We start from the raw sequence: 19,865 nt of genomic DNA, 5'->3' as shown, positions 1-19,865 counted from the left end.
CCACACGTTCTTGGGCAACGTTGGCCGGCCATTTGGTTCGCAAGCGTATGCGCGCGGCAAGGCGCGCGCTCTCAGGCCTGATCACGAATTTTGGTGCAGGTGGCGGTAAATAGCCACGCTATTGCGCGAGGTCAATCTTTGTACCGCACATTCTGCGGGTTTTCTCGCGCTTTCTGCCGCCATTTTCCGCAATTTATTTGATCCCAAGCATTCGCGTGGTTTATGAAGCGGCATTCAAACAGGAGTGACCATAATGTTGCGCGATCAACTCGCCGCCGCCCTCAAGGATGCCATGAAGTCCAAGAATGCCGAACGGCTTTCGACCGTTCGCCTGATTCAGGCCGCCGTCAAGGACCGGGATATCGCCAATCGCGGCGCCGGAAAGGCAGAGGCGAGCGACGACGAGATTCTGCAGATCCTCGCCAAGATGGTGAAGCAGCGCGACGAATCGGCGAAGATCTACGAAGAAAACGCACGTCCGGAATTGGCAGCCAAGGAACGCGCCGAAATTGTCGTGCTCCAGGATTTCCTGCCGAAGCAGCTCTCCGACGCAGAGGTTCGCAAAAACATCGCCGCGATCATCGCCGAGATCGGTGCCGCCGGCCCGAAAGATATGGGCAAGGTGATGGCTGTCCTGAAGGAGCGCTATGCCGGCCAGATGGACTTCTCCAAGGCCTCCGGCGCCGTCAAGGAACTGCTGAACTGATCAGCGCACGCTCGCCGTTTTTCTGGCGGCAGGCCCCAGCACTGCCTCTGCGGCGGCATCGACAACCGCGAACTTTGCTGCCTGATAGCCCCAGTACTCCATGACAAAGCCGCGCGACAACCAGGTATCGCCCTTGTAGGGCGGCTGCGCCCAGCCCACACTTCCCATTTCGGACGCCTGCGTCAGCAGGCGCTTGAGGTGCGTGTTGGAGATCATGAACTGGTCGCGGATTTCCTTGAGTGACAGCGGCCCGATGTAGGCCCGTTCCGAGCTGCGATCGAAGTTGCCGATGCGGCTCATCAGGTAGTCCATGATGAGACCGCCGGAATTGGCCCAGTTGAACAGATTGTATGTTGCGCCGGGGTCGCGCACGGCGTCGCTATCGATGATCGCCTTGGAAATCAGCGGCTGCAGCTTGGAAAAGGCTGACGGATCGGCGTTGAACCGGTCCAGCCGGTTGCCGCCGTCCAGACTGTCGAGAATGAGAAGATGGGTGGTGAGCCACTTGAAAAAGTGCTCGTGGGCCGTTTCCGTCGGCTCCAACAGGCGCGTGCGCTTGTCGCTTGTACTCTCGACCGGGCGAAGGAACCGGTAGGCGCGCATTTCCTGGATAAAGGCCGCGGCGGTATTGCGGCTTGCAATTTTGTTGGCCACGACGAAGGCGATGAAACGGCCCGAATAAAGGCCGAGTTTCGGTTCGCCGGGGTAGCCGAAATGAAGGGCGAAGCCGGCATGGGCCATCAGCCAGCGCCGTTGCGCGGCAAAGATCGATGCGATGCGCGGGCTCTCGCGATAGATCGACAGCATTTCGCGGGCGCAATGCAACACGGCCACGAAGAAGGCGTCGCTTTCTAGAAAATTTTCAACTTTATGTGGCATGCGACCATCCCGATAGGTCGCTTTCATTAGGCATAGGATGGTGACTGTCAATGCCTTCCAGGGCTTTCCAGGGCCAATAGTGGACGCGGAAATATCAAAAATAAAACCGTTGCGTGAAATTAAAGAAGGCAGGAGCTGGGGGTGCTCCTGCCTTCTTGCTCTTTGCTTCCGGTGGCGACGCAGGACCGAGATCCAAGCCAGCGAATATTAGCAAAGACACCCTTGCGAGGCGGCGCCGGGGGTAGGGATGGTGCCTCGCTCGGGGATCGCTTTGTTGGAGATGACGGTATTGCGATGCGGCAAGTGATTCAAATTACAAAAAAATAATGATTGGCGACGCAGCCTGCCTTAGATGTGTCCTTCATGCTGAAGGCGGCGGTTTCGCGATGGCTATTCGTCGTTCCGGGCAGATAGGAAGCTATTGTTCTGCAACCGATTTTTGACGAAAGCCAAAGGTTGGCGCGCTCAAGACGCCGGCTCGCATACACGCAAAACGGGGGGCGCGATCCTCAATGTCGCACCCCCTGTCGCAGGCATGGTAACGCATTTTTGAACGCTCGTCCGATGATGGTTCTGAAGGCGCGGCAGTCCTGTGAATAGCGCGTCTTTTGGCCAAATGCCGTGGCATGTGCTGATGAACCTGCTTATATGGACCCCTGTTAAGAGGTTCACATGCGCTTTTCCAATTCCTTTCTCGACGAGATACGCGATCGCGTGCCGATTTCGGACGTGATTGGCCGTCGTGTGAGCTGGGACAAGCGCAAGACCAATGTCTCGCGCGCGGACTATTGGGCCTGCTGCCCGTTTCATGGCGAGAAGTCGCCGAGCTTCCACTGCGAGGACCGGAAGGGGCGCTACCACTGCTTCGGCTGCGGCGTGACCGGCGATCACTTCCGATTCCTCACCGATCTGGAGGGGTTGAGCTTCCCGGAGGCCGTGCAGCAGATCGCCGACATGGCGGGCGTCGCCATGCCGATTGCCGATCCGGTCATGGAGAAGCGCGAGAAGGAGCGCACCTCGCTTCTCGATGTGATGGAGCTTGCGACCACGTTCTTTCAGGATCAGCTGCAGACGGCAAACGGCGCGCGGGCGCGCGCTTATCTGCGCGATCGCGGGCTGACGGGACGGACGATCGAGACGTTCCGGCTGGGCTTTGCGCCCGACAGTCGCAATGCATTGAAGGAGTTCCTGGCGGGCAAGGGCGTTGCGAAGGACCAGATCGAGGCCTGCGGGCTTGTTGTGCACGGACCCGAGGTGCCGGTCTCCTACGATCGTTTCCGCGACCGCATCATGTTTCCGATCCTGTCGTCGCGCGAGAAGGTCATTGCGTTCGGTGGCCGTGCCATGTCGCCGGACGCTCCAGCCAAGTATCTCAATTCCAATGAGACGGAGCTCTTCCACAAGGGCAATGTACTTTACAATTTCGCGCGCGCCCGGCGGGCGACACAGGGCGCGAACAGCGAGGCCACGATCATCGCCGTCGAAGGCTATATGGATGTGATCGGGCTGCACCAGGCGGGCGTCGAGAATGCCGTGGCGCCGCTCGGCACGGCATTGACCGAGAACCAACTCGAACTCCTCTGGAAGATGACACCGCAGCCGGTGCTTTGCTTCGATGGCGATGGCGCCGGTATTCGCGCCGCCAATCGCGCGGCCGATCTGGCTTTGCCGCATATCAAGCCGGGGCGCACCGTGCGTTTTGCCCTGCTGCCCGATGGCAAGGATCCGGACGATTTGGTGCGCAACGAAGGCCGCGCGCCCTTCGACAAGGTGATGAGCCAGGCCAAGCCGCTGGCCGAGATGATCTGGAGCCGTGAAATCAATACGGGGCAGTTCGAGACGCCCGAAGCCAAGGCCGAGCTCGAAGCGCGGTTAAAGCAGCTGGTGACGGTCATCGCCGATGAAAACGTGCGTCGTCACTACCAGCAGGACATGCGCGACCGCCTGAACGGCTTCTTCCAGCCGCAATTCCAGAGCCGCGGCGGCGAACGGCGAAGTTTCGATCGCGGCGCTGGCCAAGGTCGCGGCCGCGGCAACGAGGGGCCGCGCGGCCCGCGCCTTTCCGGCGGCGGCATCTCCGATCGGCTGGCCCGCTCCGGTCTGGTTCGTGGCCATCAGGAAACACCTGCTTTGCGAGAGAGCGTGCTGGCGCTGACGGTCATCAATCATCCAGCCTTGATGCAGGACGAATATGACGAGATCGCCTCGATCGATTACGACAACCGCGAGCTTCAGCGGCTCTGGTCCGTCATGCTCGGGGCTGCTGCCACCGTCGCCGGGCCGCGTCTGACGCGCGAGTATCTGCTGGAGCGCATGGAAGAGCAGGGCTTCGGCTCGCTGTTGCAGGGGCTCGAGCAGCAGATCCGCAATGCCCGCCTCTGGATCGCCACGGCCGAGGCAGCGATGGAGGATGCGCGCGAGGGTTACCGGCAGGCGCTCGCTTTCCACAAACGCGCCAAAGCTCTGCGTTTCCAGAAGATCGAGCTCGAACGCGAGATCGCCGAGGCGACCGAGGCCGGCAACGGCGAGGTGATCGACCAGCTGATGCGCGCGCTGCAGGAGGTCCATTTCGAGGGGCTTCGCCTCGAGAACCAGGAAGCCATCATCGATGGTTTCGGCGTGCTCTCCGGCCGCGTCAAGGGAGCGGCGAGCCATTGATGGGAGCGCCAGATCGGCAATTTTCCGCTGGCGATGCGTTGTTCGGTGCCGAGCGCTCGCCTCTTGGCATTCTCAACCGTGTCTACGGCTATCCCGCCTTCCGCGGCAAGCAACAGCAGGTGGTCGAGCATGTCGTCTCCGGCGGCGATGCCGTCGTTCTTTTTCCGACGGGGGCCGGCAAGTCGCTGTGCTTCCAGATTCCAGCGCTCTGCCGCGAGGGCGTCGGCATTGTCGTTTCGCCGTTGATTGCGCTGATGCGCGATCAGGTGGAGGCGATGAAGCAGCTCGGTATCCGTGCAGCGGCGCTGAACTCTTCCCTGTCGCGAGAGGCGTTCATGGAAGTTCGACGGGCGCTATCGGCGGGCAAGCTCGACCTTCTCTATGTGACGCCGGAACGCATTCTCATGGATGGCTTCCGTGACACCATCGGCAATTCGAAGATCGCGCTCTTTGCCATAGACGAGGCGCATTGTGTGTCCCAATGGGGACATGATTTCCGGCCGGAGTATCGCGAACTCGGCAGGCTTGCGGAACACTATCCCGGGGTGCCGCGCATCGCGCTGACGGCGACCGCTGACCCGCATACACGCGACGACATCGCGCAACGGCTTGGCTTGAGCAATGCGAAGGTATTCACCACCAGTTTCGACCGACCGAACATCTCTTACGAAATCGTCGAGCGCGACCAGCCGCGAAAGCAGCTGCTGCGCTTTCTCTCCGGACACAAAGGCAACAGCGGTATCGTCTACTGCCTGTCGCGCGCCAAGGTCGAGGATACGGCCGAGTGGCTGAACGGGCAGGGTATTCGCGCGCTCCCCTATCACGCCGGCATGGACAGGGCGCTTCGTGATGCCAACCAGGATGCCTTTCTGAAAGAGGAAGACCTGTGCCTTGTCGCCACCGTTGCTTTTGGCATGGGGATCGACAAGCCGAACGTGCGTTATGTGGCGCATCTCGATCTGCCGGGTTCCGTCGAGGCCTATTATCAGGAAACCGGCCGCGCCGGGCGCGATGGCCTGCCTTCGGAAGTGTGGATGGCCTACGGCATGGCCGACGTCATCCAGCGCCGACGGATGATCGACGAGGGAGCCGCCGCCGACGAGATCAAGCGTGTCGAGCGCTCCAAGCTCAATGCACTGCTGGCGATCTGCGAGACCGCTTCGTGCCGCCGCCAGGCGATCCTTGCGCACTTTGGCGAGGCCCATGCGGGCAATTGCGGCGGCTGCGATAGCTGTTTGAAGCCGGTCGAAACCTGGGACGGGACCGAGGCGGCGATCAAGGCGCTTGCCGCGGTCTACCGGACGGGCGAGCGGTTCGGTACCGGACATGTGGTCGACGTGCTGCTCGGTCATGTCAACGAGAAGACGGAACGCTTCGGCCACACCACGATGCCGGTCTTCGGGGCCGGAAACGATCTGCCGGCCCGCACGTGGCAATCGGTATTTCGGCAACTGCTTGCGATGGGACTGGTCCGCGTCGATCACGAGGCGTTTGGCGCCCTGAAGCTGGAGCCGGAGGCCCGCGCCGTTTTCAAGCGCGAACGACCGGTCTTTTTCCGCAAGGATCGTCCGGCTGCCGAACGTCGCTCGAAACGAACGGCGCAGGTCGAGCCGCGCTCCGTTCTGTCTGGTGGCGACGGTGTCCTGTTCGACGCTTTGCGCACGGAGCGGACGGCGATTGCACGCTCGCTCGGCGTGCCACCGTATGTCGTCTTTCCCGATACGACGCTCATCGCTTTCGCGACCGAGCGGCCGCGAACGCACAAGGAGATGCTCGCCATCTTAGGCGTCGGCCAGTCTAAGCTCGAACGCTACGGCGATGCGTTTCTGGACGTGATCCTCAGCCACGACTAGGCAGCTGCGAACGCCTATAATCGCGATGCGACCTGGAGTGATCCCAGGCGTATACTCATCCAGGTCGCTCGGCGGCCGGCCCACCGCGTCTCCCCGATGGACGTCGGAAGGGCTGTGGGTCACCGCTGGTGCGCGGCCTTTATCGCGTGCTGGTTCGACAGGCCAGCCAGCTTTCGCGGTCTCTGCACGGCCTCGACGGCGCGCACTGGGAATCGATCCAGGCAGTGCTACCGGATCTGCACGGCACGCGGATCGTCGATCTCGGTTGCGGCTCTGGCTGGTTTGCCCGTTGTGCCGCCCGGCAGGGTGCAAAAAGCGTCTTCGGCTTCGATATCTCGGAGCGAATGATCGACCGGGCGCGACGCCATACCGTCAATCATTCGGTCAGCGACGAGATCGCGAATCTGGAGAGGCCGCAGTTGCTGCCGGCTTCGTTCGATCTGGGCTATAGCTCTTTGGCATTTCACGATATCGAGGATTTTACCCGCCTGTCTGCCACGATCCACCGTGCACGTGTGCCGGGCGCCGATGTCGTCTTTTTTGATCGAGCATCCGATCTCTATGGCGCCGGGCAATCCCGCTTGGGCGGTGGATGGCGAGGGGCGCCGGATCTGGCCGCTTGACGGCTGTTTGCGCCAGGGCAGCGCACGACGGATTGGTTCGCCAAGGGTGTCGCCAAAGAGTATCGCATGCTGGGGACGACTGAACACGCTGATCGCTGCTGGCTTTTCGCTCCGCCACGTCGAGGCGTGGCGGCCGAGCGACGAGCAGTTGTGCGCGTCCCGAATGGGCAGAAGAGATGGACCGGCCGATGTTTTTGTTGATCGCCGCACAGCGTTGACGACGGCAAGACAGGCGCTTGGCTATGTGCTAGTGCAGGGCATCGGGAAACATCACAAGAAGGGCACTCAATGACCTCGCAATTTCTCTCCCACCTCCGTACCGAACTTGCTGCACTGAAGGACGCCGGGCTTTACAAGTCCGAGCGTGTCATCACGTCGAAGCAGGCGGGCGAGATCGCCGTTGCTTCGGGCGAGCGGGTTCTGAATTTCTGCGCCAACAACTACCTCGGGCTCGCCGACAACGAAGAGCTTGCCGAGGCGGGGAAGAAGGCGCTCGACCGCTATGGCTATGGCATGGCCTCAGTGCGCTTCATCTGCGGCACGCAGGAGGAGCACAAGCAGCTCGAGGCGCGCATTTCCTCCTTCCTCGGCATGGAAGACACGATCCTCTATTCCTCCTGTTTCGACGCCAACGGCGGCCTCTTCGAGACCCTGCTCGGCGAGGAGGATGCGATCATCTCGGACGCGTTGAACCATGCCTCGATCATCGACGGCGTGCGCCTCTCGAAGGCCAAGCGCTTCCGCTATGCCAACAACGACATGTCAGCGCTGGAGGAGGAACTGAAGAAGGCGCAAGGCAGTCGCTTCAAGCTGATCGCCACCGATGGTGTCTTCTCGATGGACGGCATCATCGCCAATCTGCAGGGCGTCTGTGATCTGGCCGAGAAGTATGGTGCGATGGTCATGGTCGATGACAGCCACGCCGTCGGCTTCGTCGGCAAGCATGGGCGTGGGTCAGCCGAGCATTGCGGGGTCGAAGGCCGGATCGACATCATCACCGGCACGCTCGGCAAGGCTCTCGGCGGTGCTTCCGGCGGCTATACCGCGGCCAAGGCGGAAACGGTCGAGTGGCTCCGCCAGCGGTCGCGTCCCTATCTGTTTTCGAACACGCTGGCGCCAGTCATTGCCGCTGCATCCCTCAAGGTATTCGATCTCATCGAGAATGGTGCCGCGCTGCGCGAGCGGCTGACGGAAAATGCGATGCTGTTCCGCTCCGAGATGACGAAGCTTGGCTTCACGCTTGCCGGCGAGGGGCATCCGATTATTCCGGTCATGCTTGGCGATGCCAAGCTGGCGCAGGACATGGCGGCACTGATGTTGAAAAAGGGCGTCTACGTGATCGGCTTCTCCTTCCCGGTTGTGCCGAAAGGGCAGGCACGCATCCGCACGCAGATGTCGGCCGCGCATTCGCGTGCGGACGTCGAACGGACGATTGCAGCCTTCGCGGAAGCTGGCCGCGAACTCGGTGTCATCTAAAGGGTTTGGGAGAGTAAGATCATGTCGAACATGATGAAGGCACTGGTCAAGGCGAAGCCGGAGGTCGGGCTTTGGATGGAGCATGTTCCCGTTCCCGAGGTCGGGCCGAACGATGTGCTGATCAAGGTGAAAAAATCCGCGATCTGCGGCACCGATGTGCATATCTGGAACTGGGACCAGTGGGCGCGGAAGACCATTCCGGTGCCGATGGTGGTTGGCCACGAATTCTGCGGCGAGATCGCACAGATTGGCTCGGCGGTAACGAAATACCATGTCGGCGAGCGGGTCTCCGGCGAGGGACATATCGTCTGCGGCAAGTGCCGCAACTGCCGCGCAGGCAGGGGGCATCTCTGCCGCAATACGCTGGGCGTCGGCGTCAACCGCCCCGGTTCCTTCGGAGAGTTCGTCTGCATTCCCGAGGCGAACGTGGTGCCAATCCCGGATGATATTCCAGACGAGATAGCCGCGATCTTCGATCCATTCGGCAACGCGGTGCACACGGCGCTGTCCTTCGATCTCGTCGGCGAGGACGTGCTTGTCACCGGCGCTGGCCCGATCGGCATCATGGGGGCGCTGGTCGCCAAGCGATCGGGGGCGCGCAAGGTCGTCATCACCGATATCAACCCGCACCGGCTCGAGCTCGCCCGCAAGCTTGGCATCGACTATGTCGTCGACGCCTCGAAGGAGAACCTTGCCGATGTCATGAAGTTGATCGGCATGACCGAGGGCTTCGACGTCGGGCTGGAAATGTCCGGCGCCGCACCGGCGTTCCGCGACATGATCGACAAGATGAACAATGGCGGCAAGATCGCCATCCTCGGCATCGCACCCGCCGGCTTCGAGATCGACTGGAACAAAGTCATCTTCAAGATGCTTAATCTGAAGGGCATCTATGGTCGCGAGATGTTCGAGACCTGGTACAAGATGATAGCCTTCGTGCAGGGGGGGCTGGATTTGTCGCCCGTCATTACGCACCGGATCGGCATCGATGACTTCCGTGAGGGGTTCGAGGCGATGCGCTCCGGCAATTCCGGCAAGGTTGTTATGGATTGGAACTGAGGGGGATTTATGATTTACGAGGGAAGCTGCCATTGCGGCAAAATCGCGTTTGAAGTGGACGGGGAGTTCACCTCCGCCCTTGATTGCAATTGTTCACTTTGCCGGCGGCGCGGAGGACTGCTCGCCTTCGTTGCGCGCGACAAGTTCACGCTGAAAACGCCGCGTGAGAGCCTGTCGACCTATACGTTCAATACGCGCACCATTCAGCACCGCTTCTGCGACACATGCGGGATTGCTCCTTTCGCCGAAGCCAAAATGCCTGATGGCGCCGAGATGGCGTGCATCAACGTCCGCTGCATTCCCGCTGTCGATCTTGCAAGTCTAGAGATCCAACCCTGGGATGGGCAGTCTCACTAAGCTTTCGACCCGGATCGAACAACTAGCGGCGGGCAAACGGTTCTTGGCGGCAACTTTGCCGTTCAAGAAGAATGTCCGCTGCTCTTGTCTTCTCGTGGTGACATCCTATCTATGCTTGGCAATCGCTTGAGCGGTTCCGGACCTGTGGATAAGGCTTTTTCGGGGTTTTCTGAGGCTTTTTTGCTAGAAAAGCTTGACGAGAACAAAAAATATGGGAATCACCGTTCGACTTGGAAAGCGGTGAACTGGGTCAAGGGCGGATCGCACAACCATGGCCGGACATATGATGACTTTTAAGCTCTGTCGTCCGTCGCCGGCAATCGTGGTTAATCAGGCATTAAATCTCATCCCGTTAGGTGGGACTAGGTGATTCGAGACGGTCGTTTGCCGCGTATCGGCTGCGTGCGGCCGTTCACTGCGGCGAGTTTGAATAGCGTCAGGAAGGCGACGACATAAATGGCAACCAAGGTCAAAGAGAACGAAGAAGCGGAAGTCGAACGCGACGGCGGCACCGACGGCCCTCTTCTCGATCTTTCCGATGACGCGGTCAAGAAGATGATCAAGGCCGCGAAGAAACGCGGCTATGTGACGATGGACGAGCTGAATGCTGTCCTGCCGTCCGAAGAGGTGACGTCCGAGCAGATCGAAGACACGATGTCGATGCTGTCCGATATGGGCATCAACGTCATCGAGGACGAGGAAGCCGAAGAGGCCGGCGCCACAGGTGGCGACGACGACGATTCCAGCTCCGACGACGAAAGCGAAGGCGGCGAACTGGCCCCTTCTGGCGGTACCGCCCTTGCGACCGCCAAGAAGAAGGAGCCGACCGACCGTACCGACGATCCGGTGCGCATGTACCTGCGCGAGATGGGCTCGGTGGAGCTTCTGTCGCGCGAAGGCGAAATTGCGATCGCCAAGCGCATCGAGGCCGGCCGCGAAACGATGATCGGTGGTCTCTGTGAGAGCCCGCTGACGTTCCAGGCGCTGATCATCTGGCGTGACGAACTGAACGAAGGCACGACGCTGCTTCGCGAGATCATCGATCTCGAAACGACCTATTCCGGTCCGGAAGCCAAGGCTGCGCCGCAGTTCCAGAGCCCTGAGAAGATCGAGGCTGACCGCAAGGCTGCCGAAGAAAAGGAAAAGACGCGCCGCGTCCGTTCCGGCGACGACGACATTACCAATGTCGGCGGCGAGGGCCTGCCTCCTGAGGAAGAGGAAGAGGACGAAGACGAGTCCAACCTGTCGCTCGCCGCCATGGAAGCGGAACTGCGCCCACAGGTCATGGAAACGCTCGACATCATCGCCGAGACCTACAAGAAGCTGCGCAAGCTTCAGGATCAGCAGGTCGAACAGCGCCTTGCCGCGACCGGCACGCTGTCGTCCGCCCAGGAGCGCCGTTATAAGGAGCTCAAGGATGAGCTTATCAAGGCCGTCAAGTCTCTGTCGCTGAATCAAAACCGCATCGACGCCCTCGTTGAGCAGCTTTACGACATCAACAAGCGCCTCGTTCAGAACGAAGGCCGCCTGCTGCGTCTGGCTGAATCCTACGGCGTCAAGCGCGATAGTTTCCTCGAACAGTATCAGGGCGCCGAGCTCGATCCGAACTGGATGAAGTCGATCGGCAATCTGGCCGCCCGCGGCTGGAAGGAATTCGCCAAGGGCGAAAACACGACGATCCGCGACATCCGCCAGGAGATCCAGAATCTCGCAACGGAAACCGGCATTTCGATCTCGGAATTCCGCCGCATCGTGCACATGGTGCAGAAGGGCGAGCGCGAAGCGCGCATCGCCAAGAAGGAAATGGTCGAAGCGAATCTTCGCCTCGTCATCTCCATTGCCAAGAAGTACACGAACCGCGGTCTGCAGTTCCTCGACCTCATTCAGGAGGGCAACATCGGCCTGATGAAGGCGGTAGACAAGTTCGAATACCGCCGCGGTTACAAGTTCTCGACCTATGCGACGTGGTGGATCCGTCAGGCGATCACCCGCTCGATCGCCGACCAGGCCCGCACGATCCGCATTCCGGTGCACATGATCGAGACGATCAACAAGATCGTCCGCACGTCGCGCCAAATGCTGCACGAGATTGGCCGCGAGCCGACGCCGGAAGAACTGGCCGAAAAGCTCGCAATGCCGCTCGAAAAGGTCCGCAAGGTCCTCAAGATCGCCAAGGAACCGATCTCGCTCGAAACCCCGGTGGGCGACGAAGAGGATTCACACCTCGGCGATTTCATCGAGGACAAGAACGCGCTGCTGCCGATCGACGCCGCCATCCAGGCGAACCTGCGCGAAACGACGACCCGCGTTCTGGCATCACTGACACCGCGCGAAGAACGCGTTCTGCGTATGCGTTTCGGCATCGGCATGAATACCGACCACACGCTCGAAGAAGTCGGCCAGCAGTTCTCGGTCACCCGCGAGCGTATCCGTCAGATCGAAGCAAAGGCGCTGCGCAAGCTGAAGCATCCGAGCCGCTCCAGAAAGCTCCGCAGCTTCCTGGACAGTTAGGATTTGGTCGTCGCTAAACGCATCAAAGAGCCGGGCCGTGTGCCCGGCTTTTTGCTTTCGGCGCGCATCTGCGGGCCGTGGTGTTTCTTGTTGTCGAACGGGGACAGGAGTAAGGTGCACCCCACGGGGGAAGGGACCGACCACAGCGCATGAGCGAGGTCGCCATAGCCTGTTGCGTGGGCCAAGACCCTCCGTTGGGAGGTGTGCAATGACCACTTACATCGTGCTTATCAATTGGACGGATCAGGGCATTCGCAACGTTCGCGACTCGACAAAGCGCTTGGACGCGGCAAAGAAGCTGCTTGGCGACATGGGCGGCTCCTTCCAAAATTTCTTCCTGACGATGGGCGATCATGACCTTGTCGCCGTATGCGAGGCACCTGACGATGCCGTGATGGCCCGTTTCAACCTGTCTCTTGGAATGGCTGGCAATGTGCGCACGCGGACATTGAAGGCATTTCCGGAGGCCGCCTATCGCGAGATCATAGGTTCGCTGGGCTGATTTGTCGGGCTGCCGGGCCTGCTGCTGGCAAATATGTGGATCGTGTCCTGCGCCGACGCATTGCGTCCGTGGAGCGCGAGGCTTTTTTGTTTTATGGCTTGATGATGCCTTCTTAAAAGGCCACATCGGTAGCGTGGCGTAGGGCATCGTTCGTAGGCATGCAGCAGGTTTCGGCAAAAAAATGGGGAGCGTTCGGCTGGGGCATCTTTGCCTCCGTGCTGTTGCACCTTGCCGTCGTCGCCTTCTTTCTCGTGAAGCTGCCCGTGCCTGCTCCCCACCCGGAGGAGGAAACCGTCAGCGTCGACCTCGTGCCGCCGCCGGAGGAAAAGAAGCCCGAGGAAAAGCCGCCGGAGCTGAAGATGCCGGAAGAGCCCAAGCCCGAGGAGCCGAAACCGGAGGAGAAGAAAGCCGAAGAAAAGCCGGCCGAGACGCCTGCGGAGCCGCCGAAGGAGGCAAAGGCCGAGCAACCGCCGCCGCCTCCGCCGCCACCCCCGTTGCAGGAGGCAAAGGCACCGGAAGAGAAGCCACCGGAAAAACCGCCGGAAGCGGCGGCTGCAGAAAATGCCCAGTCCAAGGAGCAGGCCGGCAAGTCGCAACCCCTGTCGGTGCTGCGACCGGTGGTCGAATTTGGCGACAAGGATACCGGACCAGAAAAATCCAATGAGGGAGATGCGTCCGTCGCGGGCGTGAAGCCAGATGTGGCGCCTCCTTCAGCTGAGCCCAAGCCGGAACCCCTTAAGGATCAAACGAAGCCAGAGGAAACTGCGCAAGCAGCCAAGGCACCCGAAAGCGAGGAGCCGCCAGCCAATCCGGTTCCTGAGGATGTCGAACTCCCGCAGGTGGACCTGGCGGAGAACCATGCCGAGAAAAATGGCCCCGCCGCCGGAACTGCAAGCGACGCCAAGACGAGTTTCCAGCAGGGAAAGCCGCCCGCTGCAGCAAAACCCGATGCGACGGCCACTGCCGCGGCGGACAAGCCGCTCGAACTGACCGAGGCGAAGACATTGTTCTCGCAAAATATGACCAACGACCCGGTAGCGCGAACCGCAATGGGTGATTTGCCGCGTGGCGCACGGGTGGATCAGCTCTGCGGCAGTGAGCTTCGACAGCAGTTGATGCATGGGGCTCCATCGTATCGGCCGGAACTCTTGCCGTCCTACCGTCTTTCAAAGGGAACGGTTCTTCAGGTAAAGCGGGGCGCGTTCCGGGCTGCGGGGCGCTGGTATGATGTCAGCTTCCGTTGCGAGGTGGACGATGGAGCAACGAAGGTCAAATCGTTCGGCCTTGCTGTCGGCAATCCTGTTCCGAGAAGCGAATGGGCCAGCCGCCGTTTCCCGATGGACTAGTTGTCGCCAGTTCGGCACAAGACTGCCGGGATAGCTTTGTCCCATCGCCACATGTCGGTGGCGCGTGAAAGGACAATGAGATGTCGAACGAGATCGAGCGCTTCTTCGAATTGCAGGATGAGGCAACCAAGGCGGCCTTTGTCGAGAGCCGCGGCGACGAGCTCACCGACATCCTGGTCGCCGCGCTTGAGGACGTCTTTGCGATTCTTGCCGACGACGATGTTCGCGAAACGATCCATTGAGTGGTCAGGCTGACCAGTTTTGAAGCCTTGACGGGATCGCTGCATCGACCGATTTCGCTCACCGTTGTTTTCAGTGGCTTGTGCTGGCACTATGCGTTGTTACCTCGGAAGCGCAGACATGGCTCGCAGTCAATTTCGCATGTTCAGGTCGGTCGTTCCCGGCATCGAGGCCGTGGCTGCGGATAGCAACCAAAGCTTTGCGCGCCATACGCATGAGCAGTTCGGCATCGGGCTGGTTTCGTCAGGTGCGCAAAAGTCCCTGAGCGGCCGAGGGATGGTTGAGGCGGGTGCCGGCGATATCATCACGGTCAATCCGAACGAAGTGCATGATGGCATGCCGATTGGTGGGGGCAGATCGTGGCGGATCCTCTACTTCAATCCCGATATGATCGCTGCCAATGTCTGCGAGATCACGCAGGGGCGGCGATCGGCTGTCGAGATTTCGCATCCGGTACTGCATGACAAGGCGATTGCGGCATGCTTCGAGGCAGCCTTTGCGCTGGTGACCAGCGCAGGAGGGCATCGACTGCAGCTTGAGGAAGTCCTTCTTGAACTCGTCGCCCGTGTCGTTGCAAAGGTCGTGCCGGATGAACGGCAGGCTGCGCCTCACTCCATCCGGACCGCGCAGGAGATGATCGACTGCGATCCGACGGTCGCAATCTCGCTGTCCGATCTCGCCTGCGCAAGCCGGCTCAGCCGATTTCAGGTGTTGCGCGGTTTTGCCAAGGCGACCGGCATGACACCACACGCTTATTTGGTCCAGCGCCGCATCCATCTTGCCCGACACCTGATTGCCGGCGGCGCGCCCTTGGCTGAGGCTGCCGTGGCCAGCGGCTTCGTCGACCAAAGCCATATGACGCGGGTGTTTGTGCGCAAGTACGGCGTGTCCCCGCGCGCCTATGCCAATGCGGTCGCCTGACTGCGCTGCAATTTCATACAAGATCGCCGTGCGGTTTTCGTCTTTCTTCTGCGCAAACAGGAGAAGACGATGCAGCGACATTTGCAAGGTTACCTCTATCTGACCCTGGCGATGATCACAGTCGGCAGCACGGTCATCGCAAGCCGGGTCATTGCGTCAGGCATGCCGCCACTCACGGCAACAGCTCTGCGCTTCGCCACGGCCTTCCCGTTCTTCGTGCTGTTGATGTGGATGACCCGGACGCGCTTGCCAGGCTTGCCGCCTCGCGACTGGATCATCCTCGTCGTTCAGGCTGGTGCCGGTAGCGTTGGCTACACAACCTTGCTGATCTCGGGCCTGAGGCTGACGACCGCCGCCGACGCGGGCGTCATCATTGGAACGCTGCCGGTCGTCGCCGGGGCGCTTTCCGTCGCGGTTTTGGGCGAGCGACCACATTCATCGATGGTATTGGCGATCGCGCTGGCGGCAGCCGGTGTTCTCTTCATTGCTCTTTCGCCCGACGCAGGGAGTGGATCCCTCCTTGGCAACGCGCTGGTTTTCGGAGCCGTGATCTGCGAAAGCCTGTTCATACTCCTGAACAAGAACCTCAGTTCACCGATCCCGGCGCTGACGCAATCCGCATTGATGACGGGGATCGGCTTCATTGTCGCCATGGTCGCGGCCCTCGTGGTGGAGGGCGTGCCGAGCGCGTTGCCTGCAAGTGCAATGTCGGCGGTGATTTACTACGCACTCGTGCCGACTGTTGCCGGCTTCATTCTCTGGTATGCGGGGGCGGAGCGTGTGAGTGGTGTTGAGGCGTCGCTCTTCACAGCAGTCGCACCGGTCTCAGCGCTGTTGCTGGCCTTCGGGATCCTCGGTGAACCGCTGTCCAAATACCAGATCGGCGGCGTCGGGTGCGTGTTGGCGGCTGTCCTGGCGCTCGGGGCGCTTCAGCGACGGGCGACAATGGCGAGGTAGAACGCGGCCAAGGCACAATACGATGCGCGCAGGTTCGCCACGCGTATGAAGCCAGCGCGATTCCGTTCGTCCGACCGGCCCATGAAATTCGCCACGTCGGTCCCTATATCTGATGTCTGGCCGAAAGGAGCTGTCGATGTCTGCACAACCGATGAAGATACCTGGTCCCGATCATCCAATCACCGTCAGGCCCAATCCGGCGCGCGTCGTCGTAAAGCTCGGCGGTCAGGTCATTGCCGACAGTCGCAACGCGTTGACGCTGAAGGAAGCGTCCTATCCCGCCGTGCAATACATACCGCGCGCTGATGTCAACATGGCGCTCCTGACCCGAAGTGACCACCATACCTCTTGCCCCTATAAGGGGGAGGCCTCGTATTTCAACATCGTTTCGGGTGGTGACACTGCGGGGAACGCGATCTGGACCTATGAAGATCCGTATGCCGCGGTCAGCGAGATCAAGGAGCATCTCGCCTTCTATCCCGATCGGGTGGACTCTATCGAGGAGTTTTCGGGTTAGTGTGGCGCGCCACCGGTGGCGAGTTGAAGCAGCGTTGTTCGATATCGGAACCGTTCTGCCCCATGGCATCTGATTGATCGAGATATCTTGCTGCGGAAGCGTGGCATGCTTGGGAGGAAAAGCAAGGACGGTCCGGCAGGGAAACCGGACCAGTCCCCGTAACTGATCGGAGGTCAAACGGATCAGAAAACGCAATACTGGGCGGCGCCCAAGGTTGATCCAGGGCGCCGGGATTTCGAATTAGAACGCGCGCTGCAGGCGGAAGAAGCCCTTGGTCACTTCGTCGGCGTCGTCCGGGTCGGTGTAGTCGACCGTTGCCTTGGCGTAGAGATTGTCGGCAATCTGATAGTCGACGGTGATGCCGACCTTCCATGCATCGCCCAGACCGTCGAAGGAGTCGCCGTGGAAGGTGTTAAGATCAGGCACATAGTTACCGAAGTACTGGGCGATCGGGGTAATCGTCCACTTGTCGGTAGCCTTGATCGCGTATTCGGCGGCAACCGTCCATTCCGACTGAGAGTAGTAGGAGTTCGGGCCAGACGCATAGACAGCTGCCAGGCCGAGCGTGCCCGGGCCGATATCAGCGAAAAGCATGCCGCGCACAGCACCTTCTTCGTTGTCGGTGTCGTAACCGCCGATAACCTGGTAGCTGATCGCGCCAGCCTTGCCGCCGATGCCGAAGGCAACGCCGACGTTGTTCGGGTTTTCGCCAGTCTTGTAATAGCCGTCTTCAAGCTCGTCTACGCTGATACCGGCGTAGAAATCGCCGTTCTCGTACTGGTAGCGAATGGAGTTGTGCAGCGTCTCGAAGCTGGACAGGACGTCTGGCTCGCCTGAAAGGTCGTCATCCCACCAGCTGTAGAACAGACCAGCGCGCAAACCGGCGATATCAATGTATGCCGAGTCCAAAATGGTGCTGGTCGAAGCGTTGTCGCCGTTGTTACGGAAAACGATCACGCCGGTCAGCGGACCATATTCCGTGTCGCTCTTGGCCGTGAACTGAACCTGGGCGCGTGTGAAGGCGTTCCAGTCCGACGTACCCTTCTCATCCGGGCCGCCGTATTGACCTTGAGGCAGGTTTCGGTGCCCGGGATGTAGAAGTAGCCTGTGCCGTACGCGTCGCAGACGCGGACGTATTCAACCGGCTCGGGTTCAGCTGCGACGATTGCGTCCGCAGCAAAGACCGGCGTAGACGCAGCAGCAAACGCTGCGGCGGAGGTCAACAAAGCCATCCGTATGTTCATTTGAAATCCATTTCCTTTTCGATTGAACCGCCGCCAGGGGAGATGGGGCCGTTCCGGTAGTTTGCCTTTCGGCTGGCGGATCAGCGAACCGCTGAAGCCTTAATTTCATCCTTGATTAAATCTATCAATTCTGCCTGTAACGAAATCCCGGTTTGCGACGGTTCTTTGATGGTTTCTGTTGCTTTTTTGTAACAATATCAAACGCTTAAGCTCGCGATTCCGCAGCGTCGCAGCTGTACGGCGCATCGCCATCGTCATGCTGTTCTCGGCGGGCTCGTAGGAGCGCGTCTAACGCCATCATCGCAACGGCGCCAAAGGAAATCGCACCGCAAGTAGTCCCGCCAAAGGCCAAATTGAAGGGCACGGATTGGAACGCAGTGTTCCAAATTTGGAACGAATTCTCGTTCCATGCGGTTGGCATCACCCCTTAGTAGCGGTAAGCGATAACGATCGCAGGCCTATCGAGCTGACTGAAAGGGGTGCCCCGATGCTGAACGCAGAGGGTGTTTTCCAGGATCTGAACGATTTCGTCTATTTTGCCGCCGTCGTCCGTCACAATGGCTTTTCCGCCGCCGGGCGGGTGCTGAACATGCCGAAATCGAAGCTCAGCCGGCACATAACAGCACTGGAGGCAAGACTAGGCGTCAGGCTACTGGAGCGGACGGTCAATCGATTCCGCGTGACGGACATCGGACGTGCCTTCTACAATCACTGCGAAAACATGCTGCGCGAGGCAGATCGCGCCGCCAAGGCCATCAACGATGCGACCGGTGAACCGCAGGGGCAGATTCGTATAAGCGTGCCTCACGGTTTGCTGGATGGCTCGCTTGGCGCAATGATCCCGGAGTTTCTCAACCGTTACCCCAAGGTTCAGCTGCAGATACTCAGTACGGATCGACGGGTCGACATCATCAACGAGCGCCTCGATCTCGCGGTTCGCGCGCAATTGGCCGAAGAGACGGATTCCGAACTGACGATGCGTGTGCTCAGCAAGGTGGATCTGATCCTTGTGGCGAACCAGAAAGTTGCGCGTTCACTGCCGTCGATCGAAGGCGTCGAATGCCTCGCCGACGCTCCGACGGTGTCTTTTGCCGGGCCGCTGACGGAGTGGCAGGACTGGGATGTCTGGGAGTTCACTGGACCCGATGGCACCCGATACCGGCATCAGCACAAGCCGCGCATGAGCTGCCGCAGCGTCGCGGCCGTGCTGGAAGCGATATACGCCGGGATAGGGGTCGGGCTTCTGCCCGACCATATCTGCGCCGAGGGAATTCGCGATGGCAGGCTCGTGCGCCTTCTGCCCAATCACCAGATGTCCCAGGCGACGATCTACCTGGTCTTCACCGCAACCCGGGGACTGCCGACAGCCGTTCGCGCGCTCGTCGATTTTCTCGTCGAGCGGTTCCGAAGCCTGCGCCTCACCACGCAATGCCAGGAGGCCGAGACACAGGCACAGGCGAAGGATCAGACCCGGCTTGTCGAGATGTCCAGCGCTCAGCCTGCGTAGGCTTCGTCGAGCGCCGCTATATCGATCTTCACCATCTGCATCATCGCAGCCTGCGCACGCATGGCCTTTTCTGCGTCCGGATCGTTGAGATAGCGCATCAGCGCGTCGGGTATGATCTGCCAGGAGACGCCGAACCGGTCCTTCAGCCAGCCGCATTGCTGCGGCTTGCCGCCATCGAGCAACCGTTCCCAGTAATAGTCGACCTCTGCCTGATCCTTGCAACGAACGAAGAATGAGACGGCCTCACTGAACTTGAACTGAGGGCCGCCGTTCAGGCCCATGAACTGCTGGCCTTCCAGGTCGAACGTCGCGGCAAATGCCTTTCCATCCGGGCCTCGCTTCACCTGCGGGTCCCCGGCGTTCTTGAATATCGTCCTATAAAAGCTGATGGCGTCGTCGAGCTGGTTATCGAACCAAAGGCAAGGCGTGATCTTCTGCATCGGTTGTCCTCCTGGCGCTTCATCTGTGGCAAGGACGCCGAAAGAGGAGGAGTGCCGACAACGGTCAGC

The 19,865-nt window shown here is 60.4% G+C and carries 16 protein-coding genes and 2 pseudogenes; 15 read left to right on the top strand and 3 right to left on the bottom strand.

Features of this window, described 5'->3' with window-relative positions; all coding sequences use genetic code 11:
• Window positions 1-253: 253 nt before the first annotated feature.
• Entirely contained in the window at window positions 254-706 is a 453-nt protein-coding gene (locus WGT02_RS15220; protein WP_024317061.1) for a GatB/YqeY domain-containing protein, read from the top strand.
• Here WGT02_RS15220 and WGT02_RS15215 read toward each other — a convergent pair whose 3' ends face one another.
• Complete coding sequence (locus tag WGT02_RS15215) at window positions 707-1,585, bottom strand: hypothetical protein (RefSeq protein ID WP_208250036.1); 879 nt, start codon at window positions 1,583-1,585, stop codon at window positions 707-709. It abuts the gene before it with no gap.
• A 672-nt stretch (window positions 1,586-2,257) separates the two neighbouring features.
• Here WGT02_RS15215 and dnaG point away from each other — a divergent pair.
• The 13 genes and pseudogenes from dnaG (at window position 2,258) to WGT02_RS15150 (ending at window position 16,605) form a co-directional block, all read left to right on the top strand.
• Window positions 2,258-4,243 carry a DNA primase gene (gene dnaG / locus WGT02_RS15210; protein WP_208250037.1) on the top strand — a complete coding sequence of 662 codons (1,986 nt, stop codon included), beginning with the start codon at window positions 2,258-2,260 and terminating at the stop codon, window positions 4,241-4,243.
• Window positions 4,243-6,096, top strand: a complete 1,854-nt coding sequence (gene recQ, locus WGT02_RS15205) for a DNA helicase RecQ (protein WP_208250038.1) — start codon at window positions 4,243-4,245, stop codon at window positions 6,094-6,096. The genes dnaG and recQ overlap by 1 nt, the downstream gene beginning before the upstream one ends.
• A 125-nt stretch (window positions 6,097-6,221) precedes the next feature.
• Window positions 6,222-6,937, top strand: a pseudogene (locus WGT02_RS15200) (class I SAM-dependent methyltransferase).
• A 70-nt stretch (window positions 6,938-7,007) separates the two neighbouring features.
• Window positions 7,008-8,195: a glycine C-acetyltransferase gene (locus WGT02_RS15195; protein ID WP_024317057.1), complete on the top strand. Its 1,188-nt coding sequence runs from the start codon at window positions 7,008-7,010 to the stop codon at window positions 8,193-8,195.
• 21 nt (window positions 8,196-8,216) lie between these two features.
• The gene (tdh, locus tag WGT02_RS15190; protein WP_024317056.1) at window positions 8,217-9,254 is read left to right on the top strand and encodes an L-threonine 3-dehydrogenase; all 1,038 of its coding nucleotides are present in this window, start codon (window positions 8,217-8,219) and stop codon (window positions 9,252-9,254) included.
• 9 nt (window positions 9,255-9,263) lie between these two features.
• On the top strand, window positions 9,264-9,611 hold the full coding sequence (locus WGT02_RS15185; RefSeq protein WP_024317055.1) for a GFA family protein: 348 nt from the start codon (window positions 9,264-9,266) through the stop codon (window positions 9,609-9,611).
• Between the two features lie 456 nt (window positions 9,612-10,067).
• Complete coding sequence (rpoD, locus tag WGT02_RS15180; protein ID WP_024317054.1) at window positions 10,068-12,122, top strand: RNA polymerase sigma factor RpoD; 2,055 nt, start codon at window positions 10,068-10,070, stop codon at window positions 12,120-12,122.
• 208 nt (window positions 12,123-12,330) lie between these two features.
• Window positions 12,331-12,624 carry a GYD domain-containing protein gene (locus tag WGT02_RS15175; RefSeq protein WP_007790116.1) on the top strand — a complete coding sequence of 98 codons (294 nt, stop codon included), beginning with the start codon at window positions 12,331-12,333 and terminating at the stop codon, window positions 12,622-12,624.
• Between the two features lie 158 nt (window positions 12,625-12,782).
• Window positions 12,783-13,970 (top strand): DUF930 domain-containing protein, encoded by a 1,188-nt coding sequence (locus tag WGT02_RS15170; protein ID WP_208250039.1) that lies wholly within the window; start codon window positions 12,783-12,785, stop codon window positions 13,968-13,970.
• 80 nt (window positions 13,971-14,050) lie between these two features.
• Window positions 14,051-14,212, top strand: a complete 162-nt coding sequence (locus tag WGT02_RS15165) for a hypothetical protein (protein WP_167546210.1) — start codon at window positions 14,051-14,053, stop codon at window positions 14,210-14,212.
• Between the two features lie 118 nt (window positions 14,213-14,330).
• On the top strand, window positions 14,331-15,131 hold the full coding sequence (locus WGT02_RS15160) for an AraC family transcriptional regulator (RefSeq protein ID WP_024317052.1): 801 nt from the start codon (window positions 14,331-14,333) through the stop codon (window positions 15,129-15,131).
• Between the two features lie 69 nt (window positions 15,132-15,200).
• Complete coding sequence (locus WGT02_RS15155) at window positions 15,201-16,088, top strand: DMT family transporter (RefSeq protein WP_208250040.1); 888 nt, start codon at window positions 15,201-15,203, stop codon at window positions 16,086-16,088.
• Between the two features lie 136 nt (window positions 16,089-16,224).
• A complete protein-coding gene (locus WGT02_RS15150; RefSeq protein ID WP_024317050.1) occupies window positions 16,225-16,605 on the top strand; it encodes a DUF427 domain-containing protein in 381 nt (126 codons plus the stop codon).
• Between the two features lie 240 nt (window positions 16,606-16,845).
• On the opposite strand, the pseudogene WGT02_RS15145 reads toward WGT02_RS15150, so the two are convergent.
• Window positions 16,846-17,849, bottom strand: a pseudogene (locus tag WGT02_RS15145) (porin).
• Between the two features lie 487 nt (window positions 17,850-18,336).
• Between WGT02_RS15145 and WGT02_RS15140 the strand changes: the two are divergent.
• Window positions 18,337-19,356, top strand: a complete 1,020-nt coding sequence (locus WGT02_RS15140; protein WP_037069890.1) for a LysR substrate-binding domain-containing protein — start codon at window positions 18,337-18,339, stop codon at window positions 19,354-19,356.
• Here WGT02_RS15140 and WGT02_RS15135 read toward each other — a convergent pair.
• Complete coding sequence (locus WGT02_RS15135; protein ID WP_208250041.1) at window positions 19,344-19,796, bottom strand: VOC family protein; 453 nt, start codon at window positions 19,794-19,796, stop codon at window positions 19,344-19,346. The two genes, WGT02_RS15140 and WGT02_RS15135, sit on opposite strands and share 13 nt — an antisense overlap.
• Window positions 19,797-19,865: the final 69 nt, after the last annotated feature.

This window comes from Rhizobium sp. T1470, assembly GCF_042140505.1.
GTDB lineage: Bacteria > Pseudomonadota > Alphaproteobacteria > Rhizobiales > Rhizobiaceae > Rhizobium > Rhizobium favelukesii.
The sequence above is the reverse complement of the archived record's forward strand: the minus strand, read 5'-3'. Positions and strand labels throughout refer to the sequence as shown.